We start from the raw sequence: 18,521 nt of genomic DNA on the forward strand, positions 1-18,521 counted from the left end.
CGCTGCGACAACGGACCCGAGTACATCAGCGCAAGCCTGCTGAGTTGGGCAGAGAAGCAACAGATCCGCATCGAGCACATCCAGCCCGGCAAGCCGCAGCAGAATGCCTATGTCGAGCGTTACAACCGGACAGTGCGCTATGACTGGCTCGGTCAGCACCTGTTCGACTCGGTCGAGCAGGTGCAGGAATACGCCACGCGCTGGCTGTGGACCTACAATCACGAGCGGCCCAACATGGCCCTAGGAGGCATCACCCCGAAGCAGAAACTGGCGCAAACGCAAACCAAATAGCTCTACTTCTGCCTGCCACCAAAAAAAGGGGGGATTACCCTTGCCCGTGGAGTTTTCGGCAATGCGTGATCCGGAGTGAGTCTGTCCGTTTGCATGCGGGGCGGTCACATGCGGTCGGCGCTCATGCCGGGGGTTGGTTGTTGTTCATCGCGCACCGGCAGATGAAGCCCGCTCGCCAGACCCGCCTGGTTCAGCTTCCTGTCTGATGCCCCCTGAATGTCAATGGCATCACGCGTGCGTGCGGCAGAGCAGACTCACCGTTACCCTTCTGAGGTCAGCGTTATTTGTCGGCTCAGCGAGGATTCGCCGTGCGGGCGGGCGCACTGGCTTTTGCTGAGCGCAGCGCCTGCGCAAGATCATGAACCACCATGGCATAGAAGCTGCTGCGGTTGTATCGCGTGATGACATAGAAATTCCGGAAGCCCAGCCAGTATTCGGTCGGGCCGCCCGGACTGACCAGGTCCACGAAGGTGATGTGCTCATTGCTGTCTGCCGGGAGCATGCTGCTGACACCGGCGGCCTGCAGCGAGGCAGCGTCCAGGGACGGCAGGATGCCGGCGGCTACCAGCCTCGCGGCCTGGGCTTCGTCGGCGATTCGGGCAGGCATCACGATCTTTCCGCCGGGTACCCAGCCATGCTCGACCAGGAAGTTGGCGATGCTGTAGATGGCATCGGTCGGGCTGTTGCGCAGGTCGATGTCTCCGTCGCGGTCGCCGTCCACTGCATAGCGTCGGATGCTGCTGGGCAGGAACTGCGGGTAGCCGAGAGCGCCGGCGTAGGAGCCTTTGTAACTCTCGACGGGATGACCCTGTTCGCGGGCGAGCAGGAAGAGTTCTTCCAGCTCGCGCCTGAAGAGTGGCGCACGGGGCGGATAGTCGAAGGCGAGGGTGGCGAGCGCGGACAGGGCACTGAAATTTCCGGTATTGCGGCCATAGACCGTTTCGACGCCGATGAAGGACACGATGATTTCTTCTGGCACGCCGCTTCTGGCAGAGGCATCGGCAATGGCCTGTTGATGATCCCGCCAGAAAGACAGTCCGCCCTGGATGCGCGCCTTGTCGATGAAGCGCGAGCGGTAGCGCTGCCAGGAGCGGACGCCAGGGTCGGCCGGCGGCTTGACGAGCTCGATCACCCTCGGCAGTGGCGTGGCACCCTCCAGCGCCGTGCGCAACTCTGCAGCCGGAATGCCTTGCCTTGCGGAGACTTCCGCGATGAAGGCCTGGACGTCTGCACGGTCAGTGAAATAGGCGGCGGAGCAATATGCGCTCAGTGTCAGGGTGAGCAGTGCGATGCCCGGTCTTGCGAAGCTGAGGATCATGGCCTGAATTGCTTGACGGACTGCGCGAGCTTGCGGAGTCCACGGGTTGTGGGGGGCGTGCGGCCAAAGCGCAGCGTTGCGTAGCTTTCGGCGATGCGTGAAATGGTATCGGCACTCTCCGGAAGCGCCAAGGCGGCCCGCAGGGCGAAGTCGCCTGCGGTTTCCCATGGCTGCCGCGCGACGCCGCGCCGGGCAAGCTTCCGGCAGAAATTGCGCCAGATCGTGTCGAGCCCGTCTCGGGCGGCCTGACGGGGCCAGAGCCGGATGACGAGGTAGAGCACCCAGCCGCCCGCGCCGGCCGCCAGCAGGCCGATGAGCCGGGGCCAGTCGGTGTCCGGCAGACCGAGCCTGTGCAGGAGTTCTGACTGCCGGCTGGCGTTGTAGCCCAGCACCCACTGATTCCAGCCGTTTGAAAGCGCTTCAAGCCGGTGACGCATCTCGCGCATCAGGGCCGAGTCGCCGAGGAAAACCGGCAAGGATTCGCCGGCCGGCAATGCGCCGGCGATCCCGTCGTCGATGCGGGCGGGGACGCTGGTCGCGGTGGGATCGACCCGCACCCAGCCCTTTCCGGCGAGCCAGATTTCCGTCCAGGCATGGGCATCGGACTGTCGGACTACCAGCGTCCCGTCGAGCGGATTGCGTTCTCCCCCCTGGTAGCCGGTGACAACGCGGCCCGGCAGGCCGGCCGCCCGGGCCAGGACGACGAAGCTGCTGGCGAAGTGTTCGCAGAAGCCACGCTTGCTGTCGAAGAGAAACTCGTCCGCGGTATGCTCACCCAGCAGGGGCGGGTTCAGCGTGTAGGCCAGGTGTGCGTCACGCAGCAAGGCAATCGCGGCTTGCAGACGCTCGGCTGGGGCCGGATACCTGGCCCGCAGTGCCTGCCCTGCGGCGACTGTGCGCGGATTGCGCCCCTCCGGCAGGCGGAGGGCGGCCTGCAGACGGCCCGGGCGTTCGTCCAGACCGACCACCGCTTCGGGATAGGCGCTCAGACTGATGCGCTGCCGCGCAGTGACCGGCGCGAGCGCCAGCAGGTTCAGCTCGCTGCCGTAGCGCACACGCGGCAGATCAGGCCCGGGGAAGTCTAGCGCCAGCAGCCATGGCCGATTGTGAGGCTCAAGGGTGAGCTGGTAACGGTAAGCCGGCCCGAGCGGCGCGTAGCGCGGCTCGCCGAAGCTGCCGGACGGTCTTTCGCGCCACACCTTGCCGTCGAACTCGGTCAGAACCGGGCCGCGCCAGTAGCGTTCGCGAGGTGGTGGCAGTGCGGCTTCGAACTCGGCGCGAAAAGCGATTTCGCCAGAGAGGATCAGTTCGGAAATGGAGCCGGGCTGCATGCTGTCGGAAAGCCCTGTGCTGCTGCCGGCCGCGTCACCGGGCATGCGCCAGAGGGGCCCGTCGATGCGGGGGAACAGCAGGAACAGCAGCACCAGCAGCGGCAGCGCGCCTGCGATCAGGCGCAGGCCTGTTTTCAGAGCAGGGCGCAGCCCCAGCGCCGGACGTTCGAGGCGGGCGCTGGTCGCCAGGATGGCAAGCGTGCAGAGCATGACCGTCGCTGCAACGGCAGGATTCTGGGCATTGAGGAATTGCCCCGTCATCATGAAGCAGCACAGCAGCATGGTCGCGCGCGCGTCCCGAATGCTGCGGCTTTCGAGCAGCTTCAGCGGCAGGAAGAGCGCCAGCATCGCCAGGCCCGGTTCGCGCCCGAACAGCGTGCGGAACTCGGCAAAGCAGAGTGACGCCCCCAATACGGTCAGCAGGAACATGAGGATGCGAGCCGGCGGCGGCGCATCCTGACGGATCAGCCAGCCTTGCCAGCCGAGCAGCAGGACGGTCAGCACCGCCATGCTGATGGGGAGCCCGGGCAGGAAGGGCAGGAGCGAGAGCGTGGCGGTGGCGAGCAGCGCGAAGCCGGTGTCACGCGGAAACTGAACGGAGTCGGTGCGCTTCATGGCCTACCACCTCCTGCGCACAGCGCCAGGCGGAGCAGGCAGACCTGGTGGTGCGCCGCGTCTTCTCCCGGGCCGGTTTCGCTGTCGGGCAGGATCAGCGTCGTCCGCATGCCGGCTGCGCGGGCCTCCAGCACCCAGGCCGTCAGCTGGCTCAGGCGTGTTTCAAGCGATTGCTCCGCCGGCAGCAGGCGCCAGTCAAGCACGCATTCGCGGGCCGCTGCGCTGGCCCAGGTCTTGGTCAGGAGGCCGCGCCCCTGTGCGAGCTGCTTCCAGGCGATATGGCGGGGCGAGTCGACGGGCTGATGCTTGCGCAGTCCGGCAAAGTCGTCCTGCCCGGCGACCAGGCTGGCGTTCTGCCCGCTCTGCGCCGGCGAGAGTCCGGCAGGCAGGGCGCGTGTGCCGGCGGGCGCGGGATAGACGACAGCCTGGGCATCCGGTTCGAGGTAGGACCATGCCCGGATCCAGCCCAGCGGCTGGGTGGTTTCGAGCGTGAGCTGGCCTGGCTGCATCAGGCCGCGCGCGCGGGCGGGTAGCGCGAAGAGCAACTCGGCCTGTGCATTGGCCGGGACATCGAAGTGCTCGTACAGGATCTGTCCTGCCGCCGACTTCAGGCGCAGGCCGGGGCGTTCGCTGCGGGCAGCGTTCCGTGCGGTCAGGCGCCAGCTGGCGGCGCCTCCGGCAAAGCTCTCGCCGTGTGCGGCAATGCTGACTTCGAGGTTGGTCAGCGTCCGCCAGCTGTGCAGGATGTGCAGCACGAAAACGCTGCCGAGCAGGAAAACCAGCCCGTAACCCAGTGACAGGTTGTAGTTGATCGAGGCGATCAGCATCGCCAGGAGGGTGAGCAGCAGCGCCAGCCCGGCACGGCTGGGCAGGACGTAGACGCGGCGCTGGCCGAGCCGGACGGGCTGGCGCTCCGGCGCACGATTCCTGAGGGCCCAGCGGCGCAGGCGCTGGCGCACGCGGCTCGGCAGCAGGGTCACGGCAAGGGGACGGATTCGATGAGCTCACGCACCAGCGCCTCGCCGCTGCTGCGGGCGTCCAGCGCGTTGAGGCGATGCGCCGCGACCGAGGGCAGTACGGCCTGCACGTCTTCCGGGCGGACATGATCCCGGCCGGCAATCAGCGCCCAGGCCCGGGCAGCGGCGAGCAGACCGAGCCCGGCGCGCGGGCTCAGGCCGCTGGCGCCCGAGGGGAGCTGCCGGCTGCGCGCCAGCAGCGCCTGCACATAGTCGAGCAATAGTTCGCCGACATGGACGGCGCGTACTTCCTCCTGCAGGCGCAGCAGTCCCGCCGCATCGACGGCAGCGCTGAGCTGGTGGATCAGGGCGCGACGATCTTCGCCGGCCAGCAGGGCGCGTTCGGCTGCTGCATCGGGCATGCCCAGCGACAGGCGCATGAGGAAGCGGTCGAGCTGGGATTCCGGCAGCGGGAAGGTGCCGATCTGTTGCGAGGGGTTCTGGGTCGCGATGACGAAAAAAGGCTCGGGCAGATCGCGGGTCTGGCCATCGATCGACACCTGGTGCTCTTCCATGGCCTCAAGCAGTGCGCTCTGTGTCTTGGGCGTGCTGCGGTTGATTTCATCGGCCAGCAGCACCTGCGAGAACACCGGGCCCGGGTGAAAGCGAAAGCCCTGGCTGGCACTGTCGAAAATGCTCACGCCGATAAGGTCGGCGGGCAGCAGGTCACTGGTGAATTGAACGCGCTGGAACTGCAGCCCGAGGCTCACGGCCAGTGCGTGTGCCAGCGTGGTCTTGCCCACGCCGGGCTGGTCTTCGATCAGCAGATGGCCGCGCGCGAGCAGACAGGACAGGGCGAGTTTCAGGGCCTGGGGCTTGCCGAGCAGGATGCGGCCGAGCTGGTCCAGGATCTGGCCCGCGACCGGATGGGCGGCAGTGGGGAATGACATGGGATTCTCCGGATTGTTCTTGTCGAGGCGCGGACTAAGCTGAGCCTTCTATTCGATGGCCGGGGGCCGGCGCTCCCAGTGTAAACGGTTGCGACAACAAGAGCTGGATGGCCAGCCGACAGGAGACCCGATGAGCCGGACGGTATTCATCACGCATCCCGATTGCTGGTTGCACAACATGGGGGCGCAGCATCCCGAGTCGCCCGAGCGCTTGAGCGAAATTCTCGACCGTATTCGCGGCGAAGGGCTCGACGGCTTTCTCGACATGCGCGAAGACGCCCCCACCGCGACCCTGGAGCAGCTCTATCGCGCGCATTCGCCCGCCTATGTCGACGAGCTGTTCGAGATCGCTCCCGAAACCGGGCTGCGCCATCTGGATCCGGATACCGCGATGACCCGCCACACCCTGCGTGCGGCCTTGCGAGCGGCGGGCTCGGGCATTCTCGCCAGCGAGCTGGTGCTGGCAGGCCGCGCGCACAACGCCTTCTGCGCCGTGCGACCGCCGGGTCATCATGCCGAGCGCCTGCGGGCCATGGGCTTCTGCTTCTTCAACAACGTGGCGGTCGCCATCCGGCATGTGCTGGAGGTGCATGGCCTCGAACGGGTCAGCGTCATCGATTTCGATGTGCATCACGGCAACGGCACCGAAAACATCTTCTTTGCCGACCCGCGTGTGCAGATGCTGAGTTTCTTCCAACATCCGCTCTACCCCTACTGCGGGGCAGGGCACGCATCCGGCAACATGCTGAACTCGCCGCTGCCTGCGGGCACCCGGGGCGACGTGGTGCGCGACCTGCTCACCGAGCGCTGGCTGCCGGCCCTCGCGCAGCATGCGCCGCAGATGATCTTCATCTCGGCGGGTTTCGACGCTCACTATGAGGACGACATGGCGTCGATGGGCCTGCTCGATGGTGACTTCGCCTGGATCAGCCGCATGCTTCGGGCGTGGGCGGACCAGCATTGCGAGGGACGACTGGTCTCGATGCTGGAGGGCGGTTACGTTCTGCCAGCGCTCGGCCGCAGCGTGCTGGCGCATGTGAGGGCGCTGGCCGATATCTGAGGCGGCCGGCTGCGTGTGCCGGACTGCGCTTTTTTAACGCAGCGCGCAGCACCCGGCTTCCGGGCATTGGTCTACAATCGCCGCTTTCCCATTCGTCTTGCGGACCCCCATGCTTACCGGTTCCCTTGTCGCACTGCTCACGCCGATGACGGCGGACGGGCAGATTGATTTTCCCGCCTTCCGGACCCTGATTGATTTTCATGCACGCGAAGGAACCGACGGGCTGGTGATCGTCGGCACCACCGGCGAATCGCCGACCGTCAATGTCGAAGAGCATTGCGAGCTGATCCGCGTGGCTGTCGAGCATGCCGCGGGCCGTTTGCCCATCATCGCCGGCACTGGCGGCAACTCCACGGCCGAAGCCATCGAGCTCGCCCGCTTCGCGAAGAAGGTCGGCGCACAGGCCTCGCTGTCCGTGGTGCCCTACTACAACAAGCCGACCCAGGAAGGCATGTATCGCCACTTCAAGGCCATCGCCGAAGCGGTCGATCTGCCGGTGATCCTCTACAACGTGCCGGGCCGCACGGTCGCCGACATGAGCAATGACACCGTGCTGCGGCTGGCCGCCGTGCCGGGCATCATCGGTATCAAGGACGCCACTGGCAACATCGAGCGCATTACCGACCTGGCCATGCGCGTGCCGAAGGATTTCGCGCTGTACTCCGGTGACGACATGACGGCCATGTGCTTCATGCTGCTGGGTGGGCACGGCGTGATTTCGGTCAGCGCCAATGTGGCCCCGCGCCTCATGCACGAGCTCTGCGTGGCTGCACGCGCTGGCGACGTGGCACGCGCCAACACCATCAACCGGCAACTTTTCCTGCTCAACAGGGATCTGTTCGTCGAGGCGAACCCGATTCCTGTGAAGTGGGTCGCCCAGCAGATGGGGATGCTCGAAGGCACGCTGCGCCTGCCGCTGACCCCGCTGTCCGAAGTCTTCCATGAGCGCGTCCGCAATGCGATGCGCGCTGCCGGCATTCCGTCCTGAGAGGTAACAGATGCGTTCAAAGATTGGTGTGGTGCTGGCCACTTCCCTGCTGGGCCTTACGCTCGCAGCCTGTGGCGGCAACAAGAACGAGAAGGTCGACTACAAGTCGCCGGGTATCGACCTGCGCGGCAAGGGCAATGCCCTCGAGGTACCGCCGGATCTGGTGTCTCCGGCGCGGGACAACCGCTATGCGCTCCCGGAAGCCGGCGACGCGGGCAGCGCGACCTATTCCACGTATAACGCCAGCCGCCAGCCGGCCGCTGCCGCTGCGAATGCCGCACCTGCTGCCGCAGCACCGGCCGGGTCCGCCAAGTTCCGCATCGAGCGCGAAGGCAACACCCGCTGGATCGTCACCACGCTGCCGGCGAACGTTGTCTGGCCGCAGCTGCAAGATTTCTGGAAGAACCTCGGTTTCGTGCTGGTCAAGGACGACCAGGCGGTCGGCATCATGGAAACCGACTGGCTCGAGAACCGCGCCAAGATTGCCGGCGATCCGGTGCAGCGCGTGCTGAGCACCGTGCTGGGCTCGATGGTGAGCAATGGCGAGCGTGACCGCTATCGCACCCGCATCGAGCCTTCGGCAGCCAAGCCCGGCATGCTCGAGATTTATGTGAGCCATCGCGGCGCCATCGAAATCAGCAAGCGCGACACCGACGGCACCTACTGGGAGCTGCGTCCGTCCAACCCCGATCTGGAAGCCGAGATGCTGCAGCGGATTCTGGTCCGTCTGGGTCAGGACGCCGACGGCGCGAAACAGATGGTGGCTGACAGCAAGGCCGCGCCCCAGCCGGAGCGGGCCGCTATCGTGGCCGGCCCGGATGGTGTGCAGCAACTGCAGGTGAAGGACGGCATGGAGCGCGCATGGCGCCAGATCGGTCTTGCGCTGGATCGCGTCGGGGTGGTCGTGGAAGACCGCGATCGGGCCAAGGGCGTGTATTTCGTGCGCTACGTCGGCGAAAGCGATCTGGAAGGTCCGAAGAAGGATCAGAACTGGTTCTCCCGCCTCTTCAGCAGCAAGAAGGCTGACACCGGCACCAACCAGTACCAGGTGGCCGTCAGCGGCAACGATCGCGAAACCACGGTGCGCCTGCTCGACAAGGACGGCAACCGTGCTGTGCCCGAAGCCAACCGGCAGATCATGAATCTGCTGCTGCGCGAACTGAAGTAAGCCAGGCAGTAGGCAGGCAACCCGAAAACGGCCGGTATCCCCGGCCGTTTTTTCGTTTACGCGCCGACACAGCCTGGCGGGCGAGTGTATTTCCAGCGCCCCGGTTTCATCATTCCTCAGCGCCCAGACCCCAAAACTTGATATGGCGCATAGTGCAAAGTCACCGGATGCAATAGTTTCCGCACATCGTCCTGGCGGGTTTCATTCAGCCTTGCCCGGCGACACGCAGCAAGTTTCCCGCCGGCGGGAGCGCGGGGGCTTACGGTCACAGCAGCTAATCTCACATCAGGGAGATATTGATGTTCCAGGTGAGGATTCACGGTCGTGGGGGTCAGGGCGTGGTGACGGGGGCTGAAATGCTTTCCATCGCCGCTTTTCTTGAAGGCCGTCACGCACAGGCATTTCCGAGCTTCGGCTCGGAGCGTACGGGCGCTCCCGTGGTCGCGTTCTGTCGCATTGCAGACAAGGAAATCCGGTTGCGCGAACCGGTCATGCAGCCCGACGCCCTGATCATCCAGGACGCCACGCTACTCAATCAGATCGATGTGTTTTCCGGTCTGGATCCCGAGGGCTATGTGGTGCTCAACACGCATCGCAGCTTCGAGGAGATGGGGCTTGGCGAACTTGCCACGCGTTTCCGCCCCGAGCGCCTGATCACCGTGCCGGCGACCGAGCTGTCGCTCAAGCATGTCGGCCGCAATGCACCGAACGTTCCGATGCTGGGGGCTTTTGCTGCCGCCTCGGGAATGATTTCCCTTGATTCCGTGGCCGCTGCCATCCGCGAAAAGTTCTCCGGCAAGGTGGCCGAGGGCAATATCGCCGCCGCGACCGAAGCCTATAACGCCGCCAAGGCGGTCATGGAGGCAGCTCATGCTCAAGCAATGTGAAGGCTCGCACGCCGTTGCCGAAGCGGTCGGCCTGTGCCGGCCTGAAGTCATCTGTGCCTATCCGATTTCTCCGCAGACCCACATCGTGGAGGGCCTGGGCGAGATGGTGAAGGCCGGCGACATCACCGATTGCGAATACATCAACGTCGAGTCCGAGTTCGCTGCCATGTCGGTCGCCATCGGCTCCTCGGCCACCGGTGCGCGCACCTACACCGCCACGGCCTCGCAAGGCCTGCTGTTCATGGTCGAGGCCGTGTATAACGCCTCCGGCCTGGGGCTACCGATTGTCATGACGGTGGCCAACCGCGCACTGGGCGCGCCGATCAACATCTGGAACGACCACTCGGACTCCATGAGTCAGCGCGACTGCGGCTGGATTCAGATTTTTGCCGAGAACAACCAGGAAGCCGCCGACCTGCACATCCAGGCCTTCAAGCTTGCCGAAGAGCTGTCGCTGCCGGTGATGGTCTGCATGGACGGTTTCATCCTGACTCACGCTTACGAGCGCGTCGATATCCCGACGCAGGAGCAGGTCGACCAGTTCCTGCCGCCGTACTCGCCGCGCCAGGTGCTGGATCCGGCCAATCCGGTCTCCATCGGCGCCATGGTGGGGCCTGAGGCCTTCACCGAAGTGCGCTACCTCGCACATGCCAAGCAGATGCAGGCGCTCGAGCTGATCCCGAAGATCGCCCGCGAGTTCAAGGACATCTTCGGCCGTGATTCCGGCGGTCTGGTGCGTCCCTACATGCTCGAAGACGCTGACACCGTGGTCGTGGCCCTGGGCTCCGTGCTGGGCACCATCAAGGACACGGTGGATGAAATGCGTGCTGACGGCATCTCGATCGGCGTGCTGGGCATCAACAGCTTCCGTCCCTTCCCGGTGTCGGCCATCCGCCGCGCGCTGTCGCATGCCAAGCGCATCATCGTGCTGGAGAAGAGCTTTGCGGTCGGTATCGGCGGCATCGTCGCTACCGATGTGCGCATGGCCATGGACGGCCTCGATCAGCGCATCTACACCGTGGTCGCGGGTCTGGGCGGTCGCAACATCACCCGCTCTTCGCTGCACCGGGTGTTCCGCATGGCGATGCATGACCAGCTCGAAGCCCTGCACTTCATGGATCTCGAGTGGAACATCGTCAACAAGGAGCTGGATCGCGAGCGCACCACACGCCGCTCGGGTCCGATCGCCGAAAACATCCTGCGCGACCTGGGTCAGACCAAGTCCAACGTGGGTTGAGGAGAGCACAGATGGGACATCAGGAAATCAAGTTCTATCAGACCGGCACCTTCACCGTGGGCAACCGGCTGCTGCCGCCCGAGCAACGCTCGGTGCAGGCCGACATGGAGCGGACCAACTCGCTCAACTCCGGCCACCGCGCCTGCCAGGGCTGCGGCGAAGCGCTGGGCGCCCGCTATGCGATTGACGCGGCCATGCGTGCAACCGGCAACCAGCTGGTGGCGGTGAATGCCACCGGCTGTCTGGAAGTCTTCTCGACGCCGTATCCCGAAACCTCCTGGCAGATCCCCTGGATCCACTCGCTGTTCGGCAATGCCGCGGCGGTGGCGACCGGCGTGGCAGCTGCCAACAAGGTCAAGGCCCGCAAGGCCGGCAAGAGCCTTCCCGAAACCCGCGTGATCGCGCAGGGCGGTGACGGCGGCACGACCGACATCGGCTTCGGCTGTCTGTCCGGCATGTTCGAGCGTAATGACGATGTGCTCTACATCTGTTACGACAACCAGGCCTACATGAACACCGGCGTGCAGCGCAGCTCCGCCACGCCGCCGGCGGCCCGCACGGCCACCACCATGCCGGTCGGCGACGAACCCGGCAACGAATGGGGGCAGGGCAAGAACGTGCCGCTGATCGCCATGGCGCACGGCATTCCGTATGTGGCAACGGCTTCCGTGTCGGACCTGCGCGACCTCGAATACAAGGTCAACAAGGCCATGAGCATGCGCGGCGCGCGCTACATCCACATCTTCGTGCCCTGTCCGCTGGGCTGGGGTTCTGCTTCGCAGGACACCATCAAGCTGGCCCGCCTCGCCAAGGAAACCGGCCTGTTCCCGGTCTTCGAGGCCGAGTACGGCGAGGTGACGAATGTGTCCAAGATCCGTCAGAAGCAACCGGTGGAAGCCTATCTGCGCCTGCAGCGTCGCTTCGCTCACCTGTTCGGCAAGCATCCGCGTCTGGAACTTGTCGCACGCTTCCAGGAAATGGCCGACCAGAACATCCGCAAGTTCGGGCTGCTTGGTGAAGACAAGGCCACTGTCGGGTTCCCCGGCAGCGAGCACAAGTAAGCCACGAAGGAGATTCAAGCAATGAACAAGCCGTTTGCAATCACCCTCAACGTAGGCAGCTCGCTGGCCAACAAGACCGGCACCTGGCGGACCTTCCGCCCGACCTACATCAACCGCATGCCGCCCTGCAACAACGCCTGCCCTGCGGGCGAAGACACCCAGGGCTGGCTGTTCCACGCCGAGTCCGGTGACTACGAGACCGCCTGGCGTCACCTGACCGAAGCCAACCCGATGCCGGCCGTGATGGGCCGTGTGTGCTATCACCCCTGCGAGGGCGCATGCAATCGCGGTCAGCTCGATTCCGCCGTGGGCATCAACTCGGTGGAGCGCTTCCTGGGCGACGAGGCCATCAAGCAGGGCTGGGCCTTCCCGAAGCCAGCGGCAGAAACCGGCAAGCGCGTGATGGTGGTCGGTGCCGGTCCTGCCGGGCTTTCCGCGGCCTATCAGTTGCGCCGGATGGGCCATCAGGTCGTCATCTTCGAAGCCGGTCCCGTGGCCGGCGGCATGATGCGCTTCGGCATTCCGAAGTACCGTCTGCCGCGTGAAGTGCTGGATGCCGAGGTGCAGCGCATTCTCGACATGGGGGTCGAGATGCGTCTCAACACCAAGATCGACAATCTGCTGCACACCATGAAGGACGAGAAGTTCGATGCGGCCTTCCTGGCGGTGGGCGCGCACATCGCGAAGCGCACGGCGATTCCCGCGGCCGAGTCGGCCAAGATCCTCGATGCGGTCGCCGTGCTGCGCAGCATGGAAGGCGAAGACAAGCCGATGCTGGGCCGCCGCGTGGTGGTCTATGGCGGCGGCAATACCGCCATCGACGTGGCCCGCACCGCCAAGCGCCTGGGCGCGGAAGAAGCGATCATCGTGTACCGCCGTACCCGCGACAAGATGCCGGCGCACGATTTCGAAGTCGAGGAAGCGCTGCAGGAAGGCGTGATGATGCGCTGGCTCTCCACCATCAAGCAGGTGGGCGAGGGCGCCATCCAGGTCGAGAAAATGGTGCTCGATGACAATGGCAAGCCCGTGCCGACTGGCGAGTATGACACGCTGGAGGCTGACTCCGTGGTGCTCGCACTCGGCCAGGACGTGGATCTGGGCCTGCTCAACGGCGTGCCGGATCTCACGTTTGAAGATGGCGTGGTCAAGGTGGGCGACAACATGATGACCGGCTACCCCGGCATCTTCGCCGGTGGCGACATGGTGCCGTCCGACCGTACCGTAACCGTCGGTGTGGGGCACGGCAAGCTGGCCGCACGCCACATCGACGCCTGGCTGAAGGGCACGAGCTACGTCAAGCCGGCGAAGAAGGAAATTGCCACCTTCGACAAGCTCAACACCTGGTACTACACCGATGCCGACAAGACGGTGCGTCCGATGCTGGACATCATCCGTCGCCAGTCGACCTTCGATGAAGTGCAGGGCGGCCTGAATGAAGACAACGCCCTGTTCGAAGCACGCCGCTGCCTCTCTTGCGGCAACTGCTTCGAGTGCGACAACTGCTATGGCGTCTGTCCTGACAATGCCGTCATCAAGCTGGGCCCGGGCAAGAAGTTCGAGTTCAACTACGAGTACTGCAAGGGCTGCGGCGTGTGTGTCGAGGAGTGCCCCTGCGGCGCCATCAAGATGGAAGCCGAAGCGACCTGAGCGGTTTCAGGCGCCCCGGCAAAACCCGCCCCGCGCAAGCCCGGCGGGTTTTTTCATGTCCGCGTTCCGGGGAAAAGCGGAAAGCATGACGTCATAGAATTACGGTATGGCCGGAGGGCTTGGGGATTGATTCATGTCATGGGAGGCCGGCGGGACGCGGCGTCTAATTCTCATGATTCTTGCTTGAATCTCCCCTGTTTCAGACAGTAAAAAAGAATGATATTGATGTTGAAGCCATCCAGCTGGTTTTCGGAGTGGACCGGTTATTTCAAGAAAGACTTTGGAAACAACGGCAAGATCGATCTCAAGGCCTTCCTGCTGATTGATCTTCTGGTCTCACTGATCCTCGTGCCGATCGCGGTCTTTATTCTCTTCTTCTGAATTTCCGATCGCGTCGACCCAAAAAACGATGCGCCGCGCATCCTGTTTGTGCATGCCTGCACGAAACGGTGCGCGGATGCTCCGTGAAAGCCGGGCTGACGCCTGCGCTGTCAGCCCCGCGTGTCAGGGCATGATCTCGACATATTCGTAGACCTCGCAATCGCTCAGCGTTTTGCGAACCGGCAGACTCGCGCGGGCGAACCAGGCGTGCGGGTCATGGCGGTCGATCTCCTCGCCCATGAAACGGACGAGTTCGCAGATCGGCTCCACCACCTCTTCCCGCCAGGCGTCATCCTTCTGCACATAGGCCAGATGCAGGTTCTTCATGCAGTTGCCGCGGCAGAAGTCATGCGCTTCGCAGCTGCTGCAGGGCATGTCGGGATGCGGCTGCAGAGGGCTCGCGCGCAGCCAGTTGTCGATTACCGAACCCTGTTGCATTTCCGGCAGATAGAGCAGATCGGGGCAGGGGAAGATGCGGCCATCCGGCATCACGTTGAGGATGTGGGTCGAGGCGCGGCACTGCGTCTTGCCCTGATACAGCTCGCGAGCCCGGCCCGGAAGCACCTTGTTGCGCACCATGCCCATGATCGGGATCACCGGGTACAGGCGATCGTCATGCGCGAAGAAGCGCTCGATCATCCGGGCCAGGATGGCCTTGCGGCGCGTGATGCCTTCCGGGGTGTAGGCGCCGCGGTCGGCCACGAACTGGAAATAGACGTAGTCGAAGACATCGGTCAGGGCGTCGAGCTCTTCGAAGCTGATGTCCGGATGGCTCCAGGTGACGCGGGCGGTGACGGATCCGCTGATCTTTGGCCGCACCGCCGCCAGGTTCTTCATGACCTGGCGGTAGATGCCCCGGCCGCGATAGCCATCAGTCGTGCCCTCGCCGCCATCGATGGAGATCAGGAAGTTCGACATGCGGGCGAGCACGGCGTCCGGCAGATCGTCGAGCAGGGTGCCATTGGTCTGCAGCTGGAAGCGGAAGTGCGGAAAGCGGGCGATCACCGCTTCCATGTAGGGGCGGTTCAGCGTGGGTTCGCCGCCATAGAAGGTGACATAGGTTTCATAGCCGGCCAGATGGGTCGACACAAAGCTGGCCAGTTGATCCAGGTTGTAGTCGACATGAGTCTGCGAGCCGAGCACGTCGCCCACGCCCAGCGAGCAGTAGCTGCACTTGAGGTTGCACTTGAGCGTGGTGAGCAGCTGGAGCTCGACGCGATGACCCGGAATGGCCGGGCTGCTGGCGGGACAGGAAGGGAAAACCGGCTGGATGCTGTTCATGATGGCGGAGGGGGCGATTCGTGAAAGCCCGCGATTCTAGTCAGCCGCGCTGACAAGGCCTTGCGATGGCTCATAAGCCGGGCGCGCGGCGCGCCGGGAATAGCGCTTATCACCGCGCAGGCATCGACAGGGCGGGCCAATCCCGGACAATGCGCGCTTTCGCCAGCCCGTGAGGAGAACCTGATGAGTACGCTGCTGTTGAAGAATGCCGATGTCGTGGTGACCATGGATGCTGCGCGACGCGAAATCGCCGGCGGCGCGGTGTTCATCCGTGACCGGGTGATCGAACAGGTCGGGCCCGCTGACGCGCTGCCGCAGACGGCGGACGAGCTCATCGATCTGCGCGGCCATGTGCTGATGCCGGGCCTGGTGAATACCCATCACCACATGTACCAGAGTCTCACGCGGGCGATTCCGGCCGCTCAGGATGCCGAACTCTTCGACTGGCTGCAGGCGCTCTATCCGATCTGGGCGAATCTCACGCCGGAGATGATCCGCGTTTCGACCCAGACCGCGATGGCCGAGCTGATCCTCTCGGGCTGCACGACGTCCAGCGATCATCTCTACATCTATCCGGATGGCTGCCGGCTCGATGATTCCATCGAGGCGGCGGCGGAAATCGGCATGCGCTTTACCGCCAGCCGCGGCAGCATGAGCGTGGGGCAGTCGCAGGGCGGCCTGCCGCCCGACCGTGTGGTGGAGCGGGAGGACGCCGTCCTGCAAGACACGCGCCGCCTGATCGAAACGTTCCACGACGCTTCGCGCCACAGCATGCTGCAGGTGGCGGTCGCCCCGTGTTCGCCGTTTTCGGTGAGCCGAGAGCTGATGCGCGAGTCCGCCGAGCTCGCCCGCAGTTACGGCGTGCGTCTGCACACCCACCTTGCCGAGAATGTGAAGGACATCGCCTACAGCCGCGAGAAGTTCGGCATGACGCCCGCCGAGTATGCCGAGTCGCTCGGCTGGACCGGACACGATGTGTGGCATGCACACTGCGTGCAGCTCGATGCGCCCGGCATCGCGCTGTTTGCTCGCACGCACACCGGTGTCGCGCATTGCCCCTGCTCGAACATGCGTCTGGCATCCGGCATTGCGCCGGTGCCGCAGATGCTGGCGGCTGGCGTGCCGGTCGGGCTGGGCGTGGACGGCTCGGCTTCGAACGATGGCGCGCACATGCTGGGCGAGGCGCGGCAGGCACTGCTCCTGGCACGGGTCGGGCATGGTCCGGCGGCGCTCTCGGCACGGCAGGCGCTTGAAATGGCCACGCTGGGCGGCGCGAAGGTGCTGGGGCGGGACGATATCGGTGCGCTGGCGCCTGGCATGAGCGCCGATTGCGTCGCTTTTCCGCTGGATGACGTCGGCATGGCTGGCGGAGCGGTGCACGATGCGGTTGCCGCCTTGCTGTTCTGCACGCCACCGCGGGTGAGCTGGTCGGTCATCAACGGTCGGGTCATCGTGCGCCGCGGCGAACTCACCAGCCTCGAGTTGCCGGCACTGATGCGCCGGCACAATGCCCTGGCCCGCACGCTTGCCAGCGCGGCCCGCTGAGCGGGGGGGGGCTCAGGTGGCGGACATGTTCTCGCCCAGCAGCAGGATGAGGTCTGTTTTCGAGGCATGCCCCAGCAGCCGGCCGGCTTCGTCGAGCACCGGCAGCCGCTCGCCGCTGTGGCGGGCGAACACGTCGAGCGCATCGCTCAGCGGGGTGTCCGCGCTCAGTCGCGGGTAATCCTGGCGCAGCGATCCGGGCGGCAAGGGGCCCTCCTGATCGCTGGCGAGCAGCGTCGGCCCGAGTGCATGGATGGAGACGGCGCCGACGAAGCGGCCTGCGTCATCCAGTACGTAGACATGCTGCCAGCGGCTGTCGAGATAGGCCTGGCGGATGCCGGCCAGGCCGGCGTCAAGGCCGATGGCCGGGGCTTCCGGGCGCAGGATCGCGGCGACCGTCTGCTGGCTGAAGCTGCGTGTCGGCAGGGGTCTGAGCGAGTTGCCATAGATCGAGCGCTCGCGCAGCAGACGGGAAAGTGCCAGTGCCAGCACGGAGGCCAGCATCACGGGCGGCAGCAGGGCCAGGTTGCCGGTCATCTCGACCACGATCACGATGGCGGTCAGCGGCGCATGCAGCGTTGCGGCCAGAAAAGCCGCCATGCCGGTGACCACGTAAACGGCAAGCGGTGTGCTGGCGCCGAGCTGCTGGGCGAGAAGTCCGAACAGGGAGCCGAGTGCGGCGCCTACGAAGAGGCTGGGCGTGAAGGCACCGCCGATGGCGCCGGAGCCGATCGTGAGCAAGGTTGCGAGCAGCTTGAAGACCAGCACCAGCAGCAGGGTCTGCCACAGCCAGCCGCCCTGCAGCATCGCATTGACCGTGCTGAAACCGTTGCCCCAGGCTTCCGGAAAATGCAGCGAGATCAGACCGACCCCCAGCCCGCCCAACCCCAGGCGCAGCGGCGGCCAGTCCGGCAGGCGCGAAAAGGCCGACCGGGCCGCGTCCAGCAGGGCGAGAAAGGCCGGCGCGGCGAGCCCGGTTACGACACCGAGCAAGGCGAGGGCGCCAAGCCCGGAACTCGCCGGCGCGACGATTTCCGGCATCTGGTAGAGCGGGGCGCTGCCGAAGAAACCGTGCGCGACGATGCTCGATACGACCGAGGCGGTGACGAGCGGCCCGAGGCTTTCCAGAGAAATCGTGCGCAGAACGATTTCCGCCACGAACAGCGCACCTGCAATCGGCGCGTTGTAGGCCGCCGCCACCCCGGCCGCCCCGCCGCAGGCGACCAGCAGACGGCGTTGTGGCGCAGGCAGCTTGCGCCAGCGGGCGAGCAGGAAGCCGCTCAGCGAGGCGAGCTGCACCATCGAGCCTTCGCGTCCGATCGAGCCGCCGCTGGCGATGCTGGCCAGAGAAGACGCGGAGCGCAGCAGTGACAGCCGGGCGCTGATCGCGCCGTCGCGCAGCGAAATGGCTTCCATGTAGTCGGAGGCCGCGGCGGTGTTGATGCGGCGAGCCGGAATGATCAGCAGGCCGGCAAGGAGGCCGCCCAGTGTCGGAATCAGGATGCGCCACAGGGGAGAAAGACCGGCGGCTGCGGCCACCAGACCGTCGTCACGGCCGTAGAGCACGGTTTCGCAAGCGGCGAGTACGCTGCGGAAGGCCACGATGGCCAATGCCCCGAGGGCGCCCGCGAGCGCGGCCTGCCAGAGCAGGCGGGGCATGTCGCTGCGCTGCAGGTGGCTTGTCAGCCAGAGATGCAGGCGGGCGTAAGGCGAGGGGCGGTCGGCCATGCAGAGCGGAAATACATGCGGGAATCAGCGCACATCATAAGCGCCGTTCGCCCGGGATGCCTTGCGTACGGGCATGAAAA

16 protein-coding genes are annotated in these 18,521 nt (G+C 65.2%); 10 read left to right on the plus strand and 6 right to left on the minus strand.

Annotated features, from left to right (window positions below; genetic code table 11):
* On the plus strand, window positions 1-291 hold a 291-nt coding region (locus tag ABDB87_RS19915; protein WP_345930376.1), incomplete at its 5' end, for an integrase core domain-containing protein.
* A gap of 292 nt (window positions 292-583) precedes the next feature.
* Here the strand turns inward: ABDB87_RS19915 and mltB are convergent.
* Genes mltB through ABDB87_RS19935 form a run of 4 tightly spaced genes read right to left on the minus strand, consistent with a single transcriptional unit; the run spans window position 584 to window position 5,461 of the window.
* Window positions 584-1,609: a lytic murein transglycosylase B gene (gene mltB, locus ABDB87_RS19920; protein WP_345930378.1), complete on the minus strand. Its 1,026-nt coding sequence runs from the start codon at window positions 1,607-1,609 to the stop codon at window positions 584-586.
* Window positions 1,606-3,555, minus strand: coding sequence for a transglutaminase TgpA family protein (locus ABDB87_RS19925; protein ID WP_345930380.1), 1,950 nt, complete (start codon window positions 3,553-3,555; stop codon window positions 1,606-1,608). Before ABDB87_RS19925 ends, mltB begins: the two co-directional genes overlap by 4 nt.
* On the minus strand, window positions 3,552-4,535 hold the full coding sequence (locus tag ABDB87_RS19930) for a DUF58 domain-containing protein (RefSeq protein ID WP_345930382.1): 984 nt from the start codon (window positions 4,533-4,535) through the stop codon (window positions 3,552-3,554). The genes ABDB87_RS19925 and ABDB87_RS19930 overlap by 4 nt, the downstream gene beginning before the upstream one ends.
* Entirely contained in the window at window positions 4,532-5,461 is a 930-nt protein-coding gene (locus ABDB87_RS19935; protein WP_345930384.1) for an AAA family ATPase, read from the minus strand. The genes ABDB87_RS19930 and ABDB87_RS19935 overlap by 4 nt, the downstream gene beginning before the upstream one ends.
* A gap of 130 nt (window positions 5,462-5,591) precedes the next feature.
* On the opposite strand from ABDB87_RS19935, the gene ABDB87_RS19940 reads away from it, so the two are divergent.
* The 8 genes from ABDB87_RS19940 to ABDB87_RS19975 all read left to right on the plus strand — a co-directional run bounded on the left by ABDB87_RS19940 (window position 5,592) and on the right by ABDB87_RS19975 (window position 13,890).
* Window positions 5,592-6,521: a histone deacetylase family protein gene (locus ABDB87_RS19940; protein WP_345930386.1), complete on the plus strand. Its 930-nt coding sequence runs from the start codon at window positions 5,592-5,594 to the stop codon at window positions 6,519-6,521.
* Between the two features lie 109 nt (window positions 6,522-6,630).
* The gene (gene dapA / locus ABDB87_RS19945; RefSeq protein ID WP_345930388.1) at window positions 6,631-7,509 is read left to right on the plus strand and encodes a 4-hydroxy-tetrahydrodipicolinate synthase; all 879 of its coding nucleotides are present in this window, start codon (window positions 6,631-6,633) and stop codon (window positions 7,507-7,509) included.
* A gap of 10 nt (window positions 7,510-7,519) precedes the next feature.
* The gene (gene bamC / locus ABDB87_RS19950) at window positions 7,520-8,677 is read left to right on the plus strand and encodes an NlpB/DapX family lipoprotein (RefSeq protein ID WP_345930390.1); all 1,158 of its coding nucleotides are present in this window, start codon (window positions 7,520-7,522) and stop codon (window positions 8,675-8,677) included.
* Between the two features lie 299 nt (window positions 8,678-8,976).
* Window positions 8,977-9,564, plus strand: coding sequence for a 2-oxoacid:acceptor oxidoreductase family protein (locus ABDB87_RS19955; protein WP_345930392.1), 588 nt, complete (start codon window positions 8,977-8,979; stop codon window positions 9,562-9,564).
* Window positions 9,548-10,801, plus strand: a complete 1,254-nt coding sequence (locus tag ABDB87_RS19960; RefSeq protein WP_345930394.1) for a transketolase C-terminal domain-containing protein — start codon at window positions 9,548-9,550, stop codon at window positions 10,799-10,801. The genes ABDB87_RS19955 and ABDB87_RS19960 overlap by 17 nt, the downstream gene beginning before the upstream one ends.
* A gap of 11 nt (window positions 10,802-10,812) precedes the next feature.
* Window positions 10,813-11,862: a thiamine pyrophosphate-dependent enzyme gene (locus ABDB87_RS19965; RefSeq protein ID WP_345930395.1), complete on the plus strand. Its 1,050-nt coding sequence runs from the start codon at window positions 10,813-10,815 to the stop codon at window positions 11,860-11,862.
* Window positions 11,863-11,883: 21 nt separating this feature from the next.
* Complete coding sequence (locus ABDB87_RS19970; RefSeq protein WP_345930396.1) at window positions 11,884-13,509, plus strand: NAD(P)-binding protein; 1,626 nt, start codon at window positions 11,884-11,886, stop codon at window positions 13,507-13,509.
* Window positions 13,510-13,734: 225 nt separating this feature from the next.
* Window positions 13,735-13,890, plus strand: a complete 156-nt coding sequence (locus ABDB87_RS19975; protein ID WP_345930398.1) for a hypothetical protein — start codon at window positions 13,735-13,737, stop codon at window positions 13,888-13,890.
* Window positions 13,891-14,013: 123 nt separating this feature from the next.
* On the opposite strand, the gene ABDB87_RS19980 is transcribed toward ABDB87_RS19975, so the two are convergent.
* Window positions 14,014-15,171 (minus strand): radical SAM/SPASM domain-containing protein, encoded by a 1,158-nt coding sequence (locus ABDB87_RS19980; RefSeq protein WP_345930400.1) that lies wholly within the window; start codon window positions 15,169-15,171, stop codon window positions 14,014-14,016.
* Between the two features lie 183 nt (window positions 15,172-15,354).
* On the opposite strand from ABDB87_RS19980, the gene ABDB87_RS19985 reads away from it, so the two are divergent.
* Window positions 15,355-16,716 carry an 8-oxoguanine deaminase gene (locus tag ABDB87_RS19985; RefSeq protein WP_345930402.1) on the plus strand — a complete coding sequence of 454 codons (1,362 nt, stop codon included), beginning with the start codon at window positions 15,355-15,357 and terminating at the stop codon, window positions 16,714-16,716.
* Window positions 16,717-16,728: 12 nt separating this feature from the next.
* On the opposite strand, the gene ABDB87_RS19990 is transcribed toward ABDB87_RS19985, so the two are convergent.
* Window positions 16,729-18,441, minus strand: a complete 1,713-nt coding sequence (locus ABDB87_RS19990; protein WP_345930404.1) for a ClcB-like voltage-gated chloride channel protein — start codon at window positions 18,439-18,441, stop codon at window positions 16,729-16,731.
* Between the last annotated feature and the right edge of the window lie 80 nt (window positions 18,442-18,521).

It is taken from the genome of Uliginosibacterium paludis (assembly GCF_039631355.1).
Taxonomy (GTDB): domain Bacteria; phylum Pseudomonadota; class Gammaproteobacteria; order Burkholderiales; family Rhodocyclaceae; genus Uliginosibacterium; species Uliginosibacterium paludis.

What these genes read in the sequence shown, in the direction of transcription:
- mltB (WP_345930378.1), bottom strand. Translation starts at nt 1,609, where the DNA reads ATGATCCTCAGCTTCGCAAGACCGGGCATCGCACTGCTCACCCTGACA.
- ABDB87_RS19925 (WP_345930380.1), bottom strand. Translation starts at nt 3,555, where the DNA reads ATGAAGCGCACCGACTCCGTTCAGTTTCCGCGTGACACCGGCTTCGCG.
- ABDB87_RS19935 (WP_345930384.1), bottom strand. Translation starts at nt 5,461, where the DNA reads ATGTCATTCCCCACTGCCGCCCATCCGGTCGCGGGCCAGATCCTGGAC.
- ABDB87_RS19940 (WP_345930386.1), top strand. Translation starts at nt 5,592, where the DNA reads ATGAGCCGGACGGTATTCATCACGCATCCCGATTGCTGGTTGCACAAC.
- dapA (WP_345930388.1), top strand. Translation starts at nt 6,631, where the DNA reads ATGCTTACCGGTTCCCTTGTCGCACTGCTCACGCCGATGACGGCGGAC.
- bamC (WP_345930390.1), top strand. Translation starts at nt 7,520, where the DNA reads ATGCGTTCAAAGATTGGTGTGGTGCTGGCCACTTCCCTGCTGGGCCTT.
- ABDB87_RS19955 (WP_345930392.1), top strand. Translation starts at nt 8,977, where the DNA reads ATGTTCCAGGTGAGGATTCACGGTCGTGGGGGTCAGGGCGTGGTGACG.
- ABDB87_RS19960 (WP_345930394.1), top strand. Translation starts at nt 9,548, where the DNA reads ATGCTCAAGCAATGTGAAGGCTCGCACGCCGTTGCCGAAGCGGTCGGC.
- ABDB87_RS19965 (WP_345930395.1), top strand. Translation starts at nt 10,813, where the DNA reads ATGGGACATCAGGAAATCAAGTTCTATCAGACCGGCACCTTCACCGTG.
- ABDB87_RS19970 (WP_345930396.1), top strand. Translation starts at nt 11,884, where the DNA reads ATGAACAAGCCGTTTGCAATCACCCTCAACGTAGGCAGCTCGCTGGCC.
- ABDB87_RS19975 (WP_345930398.1), top strand. Translation starts at nt 13,735, where the DNA reads ATGTTGAAGCCATCCAGCTGGTTTTCGGAGTGGACCGGTTATTTCAAG.
- ABDB87_RS19980 (WP_345930400.1), bottom strand. Translation starts at nt 15,171, where the DNA reads ATGAACAGCATCCAGCCGGTTTTCCCTTCCTGTCCCGCCAGCAGCCCG.
- ABDB87_RS19985 (WP_345930402.1), top strand. Translation starts at nt 15,355, where the DNA reads ATGAGTACGCTGCTGTTGAAGAATGCCGATGTCGTGGTGACCATGGAT.
- ABDB87_RS19990 (WP_345930404.1), bottom strand. Translation starts at nt 18,441, where the DNA reads ATGGCCGACCGCCCCTCGCCTTACGCCCGCCTGCATCTCTGGCTGACA.